We start from the raw sequence: 12644 nt of genomic DNA on the forward strand, positions 1-12644 counted from the left end.
GTGGTCCTGATCGCCCCCCGCCCCACCGCGGGCGCGGGCGCCCCCGCACCGGCGGCCGTCCGGTTCCTGGCCCTGCTCCCGGAGGACTGGCACTACGAACCGGATCTCGGGGACGACCACTTCACCGTCCGCCTGGCTCCCCCCGCCGGAACGACCCCGGCCCCCGACCTGACCCACACCCTGGACCACATCTTCAGGGACCCGTCCTTACGCTCCTGGCACTGGACGGACATCACCCACCACGCCTGAACAGCGCGCATGGCATGTCGGACCGCATGAACGACGCCACCGACCCCCGCAACCCCGCGGGCATCCGCGTGGGAGACATCTACGAAGACTGTTCCTTCCACCCGGTCCTGTGCACCGAGGTCGACGACGACGGCTGGGTCGTCCTGAACGGCATCTCCCTGATCGACGGCACCTTCCCCCGCTCGTGCGACGCCCAGCACTGCGCACCGGTCCGGATACCGCTGGAGCCGAGTATTCGAACTGGTGAGAGGTCGACCCCCACACGCTTCTGAACGGTGCTGGACGGAGGTGAATGCCACCACCACTGCAACCACCGCAGGCCTATTTGCCGCTCTCCGGGCCGTACCACTGGAGTGCCTGGCCGGTCACTGCCGCGATGCAGGCGAAGTCGTGGTCGCGGTGCAGGAGGGTGAGCCCTTGCAGCTCGGCCGTCGCGGCGACGACGAGATCCACCGCACCCGCACTGCGATGCTTTCCCTGCTTGGTGAGGGCTTCCTGGACCTGCCAGGCGCGGTCGTAGGCTCGGTCGTCGACGGGAACCCAGCCGAAGATCAACCGCATGTCCTCGATGCCGCGCGCTCTGTCGGCGGCCGAGCGAGCGCTGTAGAAGAACTCAAGCTCGGTGATCGGGCAGGCGGCGATGAGCCCCGCGGCTGCCGCCTGGTCCCAGCCGTACTGCTCCGCGTCCTCACGCATGAACCGAGCGAGCGCGCTGGTGTCGATCAGGAACTGGGCCGAGTTCACCGACGGTAGTTCCCCTTGTTCTCGAATAGCCCCAGATCGAACGCGCCGTCCGTGGCCGTGGCCCGCAGCCGGGCGAGAGCCAGGGCGCGGCGCCGGCTCTCCAGCACCTCGCGAAGAGCGGTGTTGACCGTCTCCTTCTTGGTGCTCGTACCCAGCGCTTTTGCCACGTCCGCTACCAGGTCGTCGTCCAGGTCGATAACCGTCCGACTCACGAGTGCCTCCCTGATATCAAATGTGGGGTCAAGTATATCTCACGAGGTGTCTGCAAGGTGCGCACACCAGGTGCCCGGGCACCCGGCGCGCCCGGGCACCCGGCCTTGGCCGTCGAGTCCTACGCGGGCATCACGCCATGGATGCGGGAGAGAGTGAAGACGCGTTCCGCTTCGCGCAGGTGGCACCACGCGTCGAGGTAGGGCGGGTCGAGTTCCAGGTCGCTGAGGGTCCGTACGGTCCGGTTGCCCGAGGTGGCGACGTACTCGACCGTGATGGCCGCACCGGTGTCGATGGCATGGGCGATCTGGCGGACGTCGCTGTACGACAGGTGCTTCGCGTATCCGGCGACGATCTCCTCGGTGTCCGTCGCGAAAGGCACCCCGCTGCCGAACGGGTCGGGTTCCGGTGCCGTCGTCGGGGCCTTGAGCAGCCGGTCGGCCAGGACGTCCATCCCGGTGTCGGTGGGCAGGTCCGAGGCGCGGGTCGCGATGGTCCGGGGGCCGCGCCGCCCGACGTTCCCTCGCGGGGGCGGGACGGCGGCGGCCCTCTGCGGCAGGCGCTTCTCGATGCGTACCGTTCCCCGTGCGGTCTCGGCAACCGGGGCGTAGCCCGCGGCACGGAGCGTGGCGAGAGTCGTCGCCGGTGGGCTGCCGCTGACCAGGACCGTGGGGGCGAGTTGCCGCAGGGCGAGGTTGGACAGTGCGCGGTGGGTGGCGAGTTCGGCCAGGAGCGCGGGTTCGTCGCCGTGGATGACACAGGCCGCGGGGGCGATGCGCACCCGTCCATGACCTCGCGCGGTGTCGGCGATGAGATAGGTCAGCGCCTGTGGCAGGGCCGTGGCGGAGCTACCGGCCAGGTCGGCTGCGATGTCGTCCGGGGTGCGGCCGGCGTCCAGGGCCCGGCGGATACTGCCGGCACTGAAGCGCCATACAGACGCCGTGCCACTGGTCTCCCGGTCGGCCATCGAATCCAGCAGCGCCGAGAGTCGCGCGGACGGGGTGCCGGTGACGACGGCGGTGAGGTCGGCGCCGATCCGGGCCGTCGTGGTCGCGGGGGGCAGCAGCCGCCGGGCCGTGATGTGGAGCTCTTCGTCGGCGTGGGCCGCCAGGTGGGCACCGAGTGGGGACAGCGCACCCCGTGCCAGCACGCCCAGCAGTTCGCCTTCGCGGATCACGGTGCTGAACGGTGCCGTGTCCTCGGGTGAGGCATCGTCGGCGAGCGGACGGTGCCAGGCCACGAGCGGCCCCAGCTCCGAAGAGACCGTCACACCCTGTCCTGCCGGGAGCCCCGCCGCCGCGGTGAGCAGCCCGTGGCGTGCTTGCAGACAGCCGCCGCAAGCAGGCGCACCGGCGAGCGCGGGAAGCGCCTTGTTGTCTTCGTCGCGCGCCCGGGTGGGGGTGAGCGGCAGGTCCCGCCATGCTCGGAGCAGTACGGCGAGTTGTTCTGCGGGCTCCTGCTCGGCCCAGGTGTCGTACGCCTCGGTGGGAGGTACGCGATCGCCGTCGCGGGCCAGCAGCCCGGCGGCGCACGCGGTTTCCAGGGCGATACGTACGACGGCGTCGTCCGCTTGCGCTGCCTTGCCGATGCGGGCCAGTTCACGCGCGCCGATCCCGCCCGACTTCAGCCGGGTCGGTGGAGCGGTCGCGCACGCCGACAGGACGGAGGCGGCATGGGCCGCGAACGCGGTGGCGGCCACCGCGGCCTCCCGCTCCACCTCCGCCGAGGTGATGGGCACCAACTGTGGGACGGGCGGCAGAGGTTCGAAGGGAGCGTGCCAATCGGGTCCCCGCAGAGCCAGGGCCACCTCGACCGGCATCCGGACGGGCCCGTACTGGTGACGGTCCTGGAGCAGAAGCCCGCGGTCGAGTGCCCATCGGCCGCCTGGTGGGAGGTCGCGGCCAGGAGCCCCGAACACGACGAACGGTGACTGACGTGGCGTGGACCTGGCGCTCTGCTCGAGCAACTTCCGTGTGGCCGCCGGTGCCCCCGCCACCAGCGCGGCGACCCGTACCGCATCACTGTGATGCTCCACCAGAGCCGCGAGTCGCTGCTGCTTGGTGCCGGGTGGCTTGATACCCAGGACCGCCAGCATGCCGCGCAGTTCCTCCGAGGTGGTGCCGGCCAGCAGCTCTTCCAGCGGGGCGTCAAGCCCCAGGGGCGTGCTCCACGCCTGCCGCAAGGGCGTAGGCATACGGAGTGCCTTGTTACCGTCGTGCCACACGAGCGCCCGATCCGACAGTGCCTCCAGGGTCGCGTCCAGCGCGTGTGCCGCCGCAGGGGACGTCGCGCCGAGCAACTCCGCCAGGCTGTCCCGGGTCGCTCGGGCTCCCAGGGCGGCCAGCGCCTCGGCGGCCTGCAAGCACGGCAGAGTGAGTTGCGGCAGGACGAGTGCCACGGACCCCGGACGTTGGAGACGGTCCGCCAGTTCCCCCACCGAGCGTGGTTCGGGAGAGGAGGCTGCGTCCTTCCGCACGGTGAGTACGCGTGCCAGGCGGGAACCGTCGAGTTCGCTCAGCCAGGTCGCAAGCGTCGATCGGGACTTCATGAGGGTGCACCTCGACAGACAGGGAACGTCACAGGCGGGCCGAAGCCGCTTCGGCGCCATGGTCAGGATGGCGCAGTTCCATGATCCGCGAACGCCGTACGAAGACAGAGCCCACGGCACCTCTCCGCCGGGCCAAGCCCGACGAGTCGAGCCGACGGCAGGAGTAGATCCGGCTGTCCGCTCACCGAAATATCTTTAATGAGCGGATATAAGTGCAACCAAAACTGCAACCAGTGCACGACGAAGAGCCGAGCCGCGATTGCGGCTCGGCTCTTCGTTTCGCCTGTTCAGGCGGCTGCGGAGGATACGAGATTCGAACTCGTGAGGGGTTGCCCCCAACACGCTTTCCAACTGTGGTGGTAGGTCGCTGGGCTGTGGGCATAGGCGTTCACCTGCGTTCATGCTCGTCTGCCCAGTAGCTCGAACTCGATCTGCGGTCCCGCCTGAACGCCCGTGAACGAGCCTGAATGAGACGGGAAGTGAGACGGACGACGACGTGGGCGCCGAACACCGGACGAGGTGCAGCCCAGGACCGCAGCGCGCGTCTGCTGTCGGCTCCTGCAGCAGGCTGGCGATGAGGCTGTCCAGCATGGCAGCTCATCGCGGCATACCTTCCGTGGCTACTCCCACTCCTTTGGTCTAGCCCCGGTGGCTGCTTTAAGCCGCGAGACTTAACTTCGACCTGCAGGAGGAGTCATCGTAGGGAATTGACGGTAGCAGAACGGAGAAGGTGTATGAGGATCCCGTGCCCTCAAGGGGATGGCGATTGCAGCGCTCATGAGCCGGTAGCCGTAATAGATCAAGGTACGGTTTCGCTCGTTCATGAGCCACTGCTAGGGATTATTTTCCCGAAGGGCCTTGAACCTCTGATGCAAGAAGCAACTCTCCTCGAAGATTCGTCGTCCGACGTTCGGAAGCAGTTGATCGAAGCAACGGTAAACCCCGGATTTCAACTAGTGGGATCTCTCACCGAAGGCGTATCCAGCGGTCACCGTCGCGTCGTGGTGCAATGCACGTGCGGACACACCTGGATTCTCGATGAATGATCCGAAAGTGCTCAATGCCGGGGACGCGAATGATGGGGGCCCGACCCTCCGCCCTCCGACTTTTGAGGAAATCGTAGCAATTGAGGCCTATAGAGAGGTTGTGAAACAACAACTGACCTCTATTAATACAGCCTCATCAAGTGTCCTGACCGCCTCTCTCTCGCTGGCGACTGCATACACGGCACTACTCGTATTTGCAGCCCCGAAGGGACACCTAGAGGTAGGTTGGGTGGTATCGCCGTACGGATTCTTTGCGGCAGCCGCCCTGGCCTGCGTGCTAGCTTTGGTCAAGGGGGTTAAGAGTGATGCCGGTAGCGATATGGGGAAGATCGAGGAAAGCGTCAAGCCTGTAGCGAAGGCAAAAAAAGGTCCTCTTGTGGGTAGCCTTTGCTGCGCTTGTCGTCGCTCTCATTGTGGCGGGATTCATCACTGCCAGTGGTTACGCTCAAGCCGACGCCGAGAGTGAAGAGAAGGTCGCGACTGCAGTATTTTCACCTCAAGGAATTTCTTCGGTTTCGAAGGTGTGCGGAAACCAGGATAATCCGACCCGTGTAACCATCAAGGAAGCCACACTCTCAGCTGACTTTATTGAGCTTAGAGTGGATCTCGGAAAAGGCGAAAACTCTTGCCCCGAGAATGGCCAGTGGCTGCGAATTGCAAAGTCCGACATCTATTTGCTGCGCATCTCAGAGTGAGGATGTCGAATCAGACGAGAAGCTCGGGTTTTCTGCTGGCAGTTGCTGTGCCGACCTACGGCGGAGCGGTGTTGGAGTCCTGGTCGCACCCGGGGCAAGTTCCCGCTGTTCCTCGTGGTTCCCCGCAGGATCTGGCACGCGAATGGCACGGGCCATAGCCTCGTACGTCCCTTGGCGGAGCTGTGCTGGGAGTGTCTGATCCTCAGCCGACGACAGTCGGCCACGATGGTGGGTGTGCCGACCGATCAGGCGCGCGTGTGCATCGCTGCACCCTCGCCGGTCTCAGCCACGCTGCCATGCCGTCGACCAGAGTAAGCCGCGCCGACGGAAGCGTGGCGGTGAGACCTGGAGTGAAGACTTCTTCGTCCCGAAGCAACTTGAGTGGGGGTGCTGCCATGGGTTGGTGTGCCTCTCACCTGCGCTGACCGTCCGCTGACGTTCGCAGTCGTCCTTTGTTTGTCGGTGTTATCACGCAGTCGGACCACTCAGGGTTCCGGGGGCGCGATACAGTGCGCGCCGTGGACATACCCGGCTTGTTCGTCTGGATCGCTCTCGGTCTGGCCGTCTTGCAGGTGCTCGGCCTCGTTCCCGTCATCCGCCGACTGCGCGGATCCGACTCGGCGGTGCGTTTCGAGGCGCGCCTCGACCTGCTGGACGTCGTCGCCTCCCTGCTGCTCTTCGGCGGCTTGCTGCTGAGTCTCGCAGTGGCGGAATCCTGGTTCCGGCTCACCTTCGTCGGCTTCGCGCTCATGGCCGCCGTGTACGCCGTGAAGGGCGTCCACTGGTTCCGGGCCCGCCGCCGTCACACGACCTGACCCAAACGACAGCGCTAACCGCTCGGCGAACTACTTCTTCTTGCCCTGGGTCTTGTCGGGGATCTTGGGGAGCTGGGTTTTTGCTGGTCAGGGGCGGTGGGATCGTGCGCCTGGTGGTCGTCGTTGGTCGTTGTTGGCCACTGTTGAGCGGCCTCGGACGGCCCAGGGACGGCCCAGCCATGGGGCCCACGAACAGCGTCAGCCAGCGGATGTGGCCCGCCATTCGGCGTTGATGCAGCCCTCTTCCATGTGCCACCACTCCTTGGCCACGCCGTGTTTGAGGAGTCGTTGCACCTTGGCGAGATCGGCGGTGGGTGGGATGTCAAGGGCGACCATGCGGAACCGTTCTATGCCCTCGCCGCAGACGTCGAGTTCGTGAAAGGCATTGAGCACGCTCTGCCGTGCGGCTTCGGAGCCGTCGTCACGGAGCACGATGAGGCGGATGGTGCAGTTCTCCGAGCGTCGAACCACCTCGCCGGCCCATTGCGCGCCTTCCTCGTCGGGCTCGGTGGCCACGACGTCCCCGCACGCGATGCCCCGGACGAACCACGGGATGTTGTCGAGCCGCGCGGTGCCGTCGCCCTGGTCGACGGCCCACAGGCTCTCCACCGATGCCGGGGGCCAGTCGTCCTCGATCTCAAGCCGGAAGTGCACCTTCACGTACGGGCCTTCGGGGTTCGTCATGGTGCTCAGGATGCACAGTCCCGCCGCGCCTGTCGTAGGTGGGTGATCGGAGACGTCTGCTCAGAGTGGGGACATGGGTTCGTCTGCGCCTCAGCCGACGACAGCCAGCCACGACGGCGGGTGCGCCGACCGATCAGGCGCGCGTGTGTCTCGCTGCACCCCCACCGACCTCAGCCACGCTGCCGGTGTCGTCGACCAGAGCAAGCCGGGACGGCCGGACCGTAAGGATGGTGCCTGAGCCCTCAGCTTGGGAAGCTTGTGTTTCTTGGCGACGGTTGCTGTGCTGACCTGCGATCGAGCGGTGTGGGAGTCCCGTTGCTCGTAAGGCAAGTTACCGCTGTTCCCCCTGGCTCCCCGCAGGATCTGGCACGTGAATGGCACGGTCCTTTCAGAGGCAACGAACCCCGGCCGAGCTCGACACTGGGTGTCTGAGCTTCAGCCGGCGACAGTAAGCCACGATGGCGGGTCAGCCGACCATGCAGGCGCGCGTGTGCCTCGCTGCACCCCCGCCAGCCTGAGCCACGCTGTCGGCCGTCGACCAGAGCAAGCCACGACGGCGGAAGCGCGCAGGTTGCCACTTTGCCGCGATGACCTCTTCGTCCGGAAGTAACGTGGGGTCACCTGCGCCCGAAACGCAGATAACACTCATTTGATCCGCCCCCGGGGCACGCAGGCTTGGCGCGCCTCAACTCAGTCCCACCGGACAGGGTGCCTACCCACGTCACCGCATCGGCTGGCCTGTGGTGCATGCGGCTCGGGTGACCGTACGCGTGCACCACAAACTGACAGGTCAGTGGCTATAAGCCTCTTAGTAAGTCTGCAGGTTGTTCACGGGACGGTGCGTGGTGGGGCCTACCTTCAACGAGGCCAAGCGAACACAGCCTTCTCGGCAAGAGCTTTTTGCCGTGCGGCGATCTCACCTGCAGTCCACTGCGTGTGCTGACCGACTGTGGCTGTAAGGGAAAGCGCCGACGACTGAAGGATAGGAGCCTTAACCGCGAAGGACTTGTTGCCGATCTTTCCGTTCTTCCCTTTCGGAAGCAAAGTCATATTCCCAAGACGATAGGCCCAGTTGTAACGTTCGTCTGCCGTCTTGAATGATGGCCAATCCGTTTGCGTGGCATTCTGCGGAAGAACGTGCTCAAGGTTGAGCTTGTCGCCGTCTTCGTTGGGAACTAGCTCAGGCTCGGAGGTCTTAGCTTCGTAGCGCTCCAGAGCCAGAAGATAATAGCGGGCCGTGGCATTTTTGGGTACCCGCATAATCGCAAAAGCTTCTTTGAACTGATCGTCCGACGGGATAGTGCTTCCCAGTCTTTCTCTCACGCTTTTAACTGTCTTAACTTGCCCGCTGCGGATTGCGACAGCGGCGTCACAGTAGCGTTCTTCCGTTGTTCCGGAGTTGATCGTCTCTGTGACGGTCCCTCGAACGGACCAGCTCACAGCTGCGCGAAGTAGCTTCTTAAGCTCCACTGCTGAGAACTTATCCATCGCGGCGAGCAATAGAGCCCTGTTAGGTGCCAGGTTGAACCTGGCTAGAATCTGCAGATCGGCCTTTCCCGCATGGTCCAAGGTGGTCCAGAATTCATGACCGGGGTTTGTGATAGCTGAATATTTTTCTGCCGCTCGGGAGAGGTCAATCGTGAACTGCGAAGCTTGACTCTTAGTCCTCACCTTTTCCTTAATCTTTGCGTATAGGTCTCGTTCCCGCGTCAAGCCATAGCGGGAGCTCCAGTAGTGTCGCAAGAAGGCGGTGAACTTGCTATCTGCGGCAGAAAGTTCTAGGGCCCCGAGGGTGCGCATCCAGTAGTCGCGTACTTTGTCGAGTTCACTCCCTGCTTTGCCGAAGATGTAGTTCTTGAGAAGGTCGGCAGTGGTTAGGTCGGCCCCCCGGTTGTTCAGGGTCTCGAAAATTACATACGCATCGGATTCGGATGGAACTTCGATAACTCCAAGGCGAACGCGTTCGCGGAGAAAAGTGGCCCATTGGAGAAGTCTCTTCTCCGCTTCATCACCGACTGAGTCGGCAACTTCGCCCACAGCTTCTGACAGGAACGCGTAGCCCTTCATCACCGCGGGAGCTTTACTGTCGGCCGCTTTGGGGTCAGCATCTCCCGATACGATAGAAGCAAAAATGGAATCGTCTTCGGGGTTCAGAATTAGGCGAGGGTCCTTGCCCTCCGATTGCAAAGTTTCCTTGGCAAGGTAGTCGCGCTCGATTACGCTGAACTTCTCGTTACCGCGACTCTCGAGGTGATCGCGGATCGCGGCCAATAGCAAGGACGTAGTCACGATGCGCTGCTGACCATCGATGATGGTCTTTCGTGCACTGTCCCCTTCGGTGGTGAGTACAACCGTTCCGAGGAAGTACTCGTCAGTTTCTCCAAAGGCGTGGCGTAGATCGCTCCAGTACTGAGAGACCTCCGCATCTGGGCGCCAGCGGTACGAGCGCTGATAAATAGGGACGCGCATCTCTTGCATTTCGATCAGCTCCGCAACACCGACGAGCTGAAACTTGATCGAGGTAGGCGTCGCTTTGGCAGAAGGCATGCTTCGTATCGTAGGACACTGCTTGAGAGCAGTACATGGACTTGGCGAACTTGGGACCGCATGTTGACGGCACGTCGGGTGCGGCGCCCTCCACCCATACGGCGATGCACTCGGCTAGCGACTGCCCAAGTCACGCCAGGAACTGCCTCCACGCAGCTGAGCTTGGGATCCCAGTCCCCTACTTGCCCATGCGCCGTGTTGAAGCCGATCGTTGCCCGCATACGCGGCCTCGGTCCAACAAGGGCACGAGTCCTTGCCGCCAGACCCCGCGCTCGGCATCGACGAACTTTTTGTACGCCATCCCGTTGTCCTTGCAGTCGCTTAACGGGAGGCGGTGCATCGCATGCCATTCCTCTATTGTGCCGAATGGCGCACCACCTGGGGGTTTGTCAATGTTCGCCCTTCATCTTTAGTCCTTCGATACTCTTTCCCAACGCACGTGCATCTGGGCATGTTCCAGACCTGATTGGACCCATTCGGTCCTCTTGCTTTTTTCACCTAGTATTATTGTCAAAATCTCCAACATTGATTCCCAATACGGGATCGAATCAGCATGGAGCCCAATTCTGAATTGAAGTGCAGCGATTCGACTCATCAGGCCGAGTTTTGTTTCTGTATTATGCATCTCGCCGAGTGCGTCCAAAATGGCGATATAGTGATTCACTGCCATATTGAAATTCCCTTGAGCTTCATATGTTAAGCCAAGTTTGAGGCGAAGCTCATTCTGATGGGATCGACTCAGCCGTTCAAATTGCCTTAGCTCCATTAGCTCCTGAAGTAGCTCGATGGACTTCTCGTACTCTCCGACTGAGCGGTAGATACGCGACAATGACATCCCGAAATGCATCACCGCATAATGATCTTCGCCATAGGAATTTCTTACGATTCTCGTTGCTGTCTCCATTAGAGGCAGGGCCTCCTGCGGCAGTCCAGCAGCTAGGTAAGCGTTTGAGAGGGACCGGAGTGCGGTGGCAACATGCGGATGACCGTTGCCGTCTGTCTCTGTTGTTCGGTGGAGTACCTCTCGCAGATATGGGATGCCTTTGCGCGGCTGTCCAGTGGCGCAATACGACTCTCCTAGGATGTGCTTGAAAGTACGCCAACGATAATCTGCTGGATGCAGCACTGTACTCGCAATCCTGAAGGCCTGTCTCGCAGTGGCTAAAGCCTCCCTTTCCTGCTGCATGTGCTGGTATATGTCGGCGATATGGACAAGTCGCAGAGCGACTTGATAGCTCTCGTTTCCCCAGGTGATCTGAGCTATATCCAAACACCGTCTCGCGACTTGGATAGCTGACTCGTGATCGTCCATCTCGTTGTAGATGTGATGCAGATGCGTGAGATGGTCTAGGAGCCCAGGATGAATGGCGCCGTGTAGCTGCTCTGCGACGTCAAGTGCTAGTACCCCTAGCCGTTTGGCTTCTTTATGCTCCCCTTGAATGAACAGGAAGATGCTCGCTTGGTTGAGGATGTGCTCCCATGTCTCATTGGGCAGCGTTGCGTCGATATGGCTGGCGCACGCTAAAATATGTGGAAGCAGATCCCACCAAAATGGCCAGCCTTCTATGTGATGCTCAGGGTCGTAGGGTGCCTTGCTAGCAAGGCGCTGAATAGCTGCATCACGGGCCCCCGTAGCGCCCTGTCCGTTACGTAAGACAGACTGAACCAATCGGTGCATAAAAATTCGGCGGCCGCTGGAACCAGTGCTTAGCATGCTGTGAGCTGTAAGCTGGCCGATCGCGGCCCTAAGCTGGGGCGCGCTTCCGACGTCCTCTAGTAGTTCAAGTGGTATGGCCTCAGAACCGTACCAAGAAATTGACTTCAGTATATTTGTTGATAGTGGATCAAGTTTCGCAAGAGTGATTTGCCAGATTCGAGCCACCGTGCGCTCTGCGTCTCCTCCTTCTGGGCCAGCGTCATAAAGCTGGGCTGGGTATTCAGCCAGCATGTCGAGGTAATCGCTGGGCGTCGTGCCAGTCTCCAGGCAAAATGCTGCAGCCTGTTCCACCGCCAGGGGAAGGTAGCCAAGTGATTCACATACTTTGGCAACGTCGCTCATTGGCGAGGAGTGATTCTCGATGTGATTGAAGAGCTCGACGGCCTCGCTAGGATTCAAAACATCTATCTGCATCAGTGAGGCAGTATCGTGCCATCCGGAAAACTTGCGCGTTGTAATCAAGCAGCGGCCGGCGCTTAAGTGCGGAAGGATGGAGCGCACGTGTGCTGCGTCGGTGACATTGTCGAGGATTAGAACCCACCCTTGGTGAGTTTCTAGCCACTGTAAGGCCCAATTAGCTAATGCGTCATGTGGTAGGAATTGTCCTAGAGTAGGCTGGAGGGAAGTAGCCAGATTCGCCAATCCATTTTGTAGCGCTGACTCAGTATCGGCAGTGATCCACCAGACCAGATTGCAATCTCTGCCGTGTCTGGCTGCCCAGTACGCTGCCAGTGTGCTTTTGCCGATTCCTCCGAGGCCGCAAACTACAATTACTGGGATAGTTTCCTTATGTAGAGCCTCATTTATTAAATGCAGAATCTCAAGCCTGCCTACGAAATGTCGCGGCACATGCGGTAGATTGCTAAGTCTTACCGGGGTGGGTACGGCTTGAGGTGCCACTAGGGCATCTGCAGATAGAAGCGTTGAATTATAGACGTGCTGTACAACGCTGGTATTGTGATCGCCAGTTACGGCGATCTCAATATCTCCACCCGCTGCGACGGCGCGTGACCCGGATGCTTGAACGGTGCGCCCAGGTGTGGTTTTCTGTTCCTTTTTGCTGTGGTTCATTGGTCGTGCCTTGATGCGCTATCGCCCGTGTTTACGGTTCCTGTGATGTCACCGCCCACAGCAACTGAGCGGTCGCCATGCGCGGTTATTCCGTGGGGCCGTCCCGGGGCGGGCTGTGGTGGTACTCGCTGGCTAACCGTTCGCATCAATGTGGTGTTGCCAGTCGCAACTGTTCCGCTGATACTGCCGCCTGTAGACACGGATCTTTCTCCGGTAGAAACGACCGTCTGCCCGAGGGGCTGTGTGTTCGTCCGAAGAAGCAGCAGCAGCGATACAACTCCGGTGAGAAGGGCGACGACTGCTCCGATGACGCTGGCC

10 protein-coding genes are annotated in these 12644 nt (G+C 61.8%); 4 read left to right on the plus strand and 6 right to left on the minus strand.

The window, feature by feature from the left end; all coding sequences use genetic code 11:
• Both PYR72_RS25730 and PYR72_RS25735 read left to right on the plus strand, forming a co-directional pair.
• Positions 1-249: a hypothetical protein gene (locus PYR72_RS25730; protein WP_275457511.1), complete on the plus strand. Its 249-nt coding sequence runs from the start codon at positions 1-3 to the stop codon at positions 247-249.
• Between the two features lie 14 nt (positions 250-263).
• Positions 264-521 (plus strand): hypothetical protein, encoded by a 258-nt coding sequence (locus tag PYR72_RS25735; RefSeq protein WP_275457512.1) that lies wholly within the window; start codon positions 264-266, stop codon positions 519-521.
• A 49-nt stretch (positions 522-570) separates the two neighbouring features.
• Here the strand turns inward: PYR72_RS25735 and PYR72_RS25740 are convergent, their stop codons facing one another.
• The 3 genes from PYR72_RS25740 to PYR72_RS25750 all read right to left on the minus strand — a co-directional run bounded on the left by PYR72_RS25740 (position 571) and on the right by PYR72_RS25750 (position 3751).
• Entirely contained in the window at positions 571-993 is a 423-nt protein-coding gene (locus tag PYR72_RS25740; protein WP_275457513.1) for a PIN domain nuclease, read from the minus strand.
• Positions 990-1205 (minus strand): type II toxin-antitoxin system VapB family antitoxin, encoded by a 216-nt coding sequence (locus tag PYR72_RS25745; protein ID WP_275457514.1) that lies wholly within the window; start codon positions 1203-1205, stop codon positions 990-992. Before PYR72_RS25745 ends, PYR72_RS25740 begins: the two co-directional genes overlap by 4 nt.
• A 119-nt stretch (positions 1206-1324) precedes the next feature.
• Positions 1325-3751 carry a helicase-associated domain-containing protein gene (locus PYR72_RS25750; RefSeq protein ID WP_275457515.1) on the minus strand — a complete coding sequence of 809 codons (2427 nt, stop codon included), beginning with the start codon at positions 3749-3751 and terminating at the stop codon, positions 1325-1327.
• Between the two features lie 1420 nt (positions 3752-5171).
• Here PYR72_RS25750 and PYR72_RS25755 point away from each other — a divergent pair.
• Both PYR72_RS25755 and PYR72_RS25760 read left to right on the plus strand, forming a co-directional pair.
• A complete protein-coding gene (locus PYR72_RS25755; protein ID WP_275457516.1) occupies positions 5172-5492 on the plus strand; it encodes a hypothetical protein in 321 nt (106 codons plus the stop codon).
• 518 nt (positions 5493-6010) lie between these two features.
• Entirely contained in the window at positions 6011-6307 is a 297-nt protein-coding gene (locus PYR72_RS25760) for a hypothetical protein (RefSeq protein WP_275457517.1), read from the plus strand.
• Between the two features lie 198 nt (positions 6308-6505).
• On the opposite strand, the gene PYR72_RS25765 is transcribed toward PYR72_RS25760, so the two are convergent.
• From PYR72_RS25765 to PYR72_RS25775, 3 genes are all read right to left on the minus strand, one after another.
• Positions 6506-6991, minus strand: a complete 486-nt coding sequence (locus PYR72_RS25765; protein ID WP_275457518.1) for a DUF4265 domain-containing protein — start codon at positions 6989-6991, stop codon at positions 6506-6508.
• Between the two features lie 858 nt (positions 6992-7849).
• A complete protein-coding gene (locus PYR72_RS25770; protein WP_275457519.1) occupies positions 7850-9538 on the minus strand; it encodes a DUF262 domain-containing protein in 1689 nt (562 codons plus the stop codon).
• A gap of 409 nt (positions 9539-9947) precedes the next feature.
• The gene (locus tag PYR72_RS25775; protein WP_275457520.1) at positions 9948-12326 is read right to left on the minus strand and encodes a tetratricopeptide repeat protein; all 2379 of its coding nucleotides are present in this window, start codon (positions 12324-12326) and stop codon (positions 9948-9950) included.
• Positions 12327-12644: the final 318 nt, after the last annotated feature.

This window comes from Streptomyces sp. VNUA24, from assembly GCF_029167005.1.
GTDB lineage: Bacteria > Actinomycetota > Actinomycetes > Streptomycetales > Streptomycetaceae > Streptomyces > Streptomyces scabiei.

Coding starts and splice junctions, on each gene's coding strand:
- PYR72_RS25750 (WP_275457515.1), bottom strand. CDS start 3,751: ATGAAGTCCCGATCGACGCTTGCGACCTGGCTGAGCGAACTCGACGGT.
- PYR72_RS25775 (WP_275457520.1), bottom strand. CDS start 12,326: ATGAACCACAGCAAAAAGGAACAGAAAACCACACCTGGGCGCACCGTT.
- PYR72_RS25735 (WP_275457512.1), top strand. CDS start 264: ATGTCGGACCGCATGAACGACGCCACCGACCCCCGCAACCCCGCGGGC.
- PYR72_RS25765 (WP_275457518.1), bottom strand. CDS start 6,991: ATGACGAACCCCGAAGGCCCGTACGTGAAGGTGCACTTCCGGCTTGAG.
- PYR72_RS25770 (WP_275457519.1), bottom strand. CDS start 9,538: ATGCCTTCTGCCAAAGCGACGCCTACCTCGATCAAGTTTCAGCTCGTC.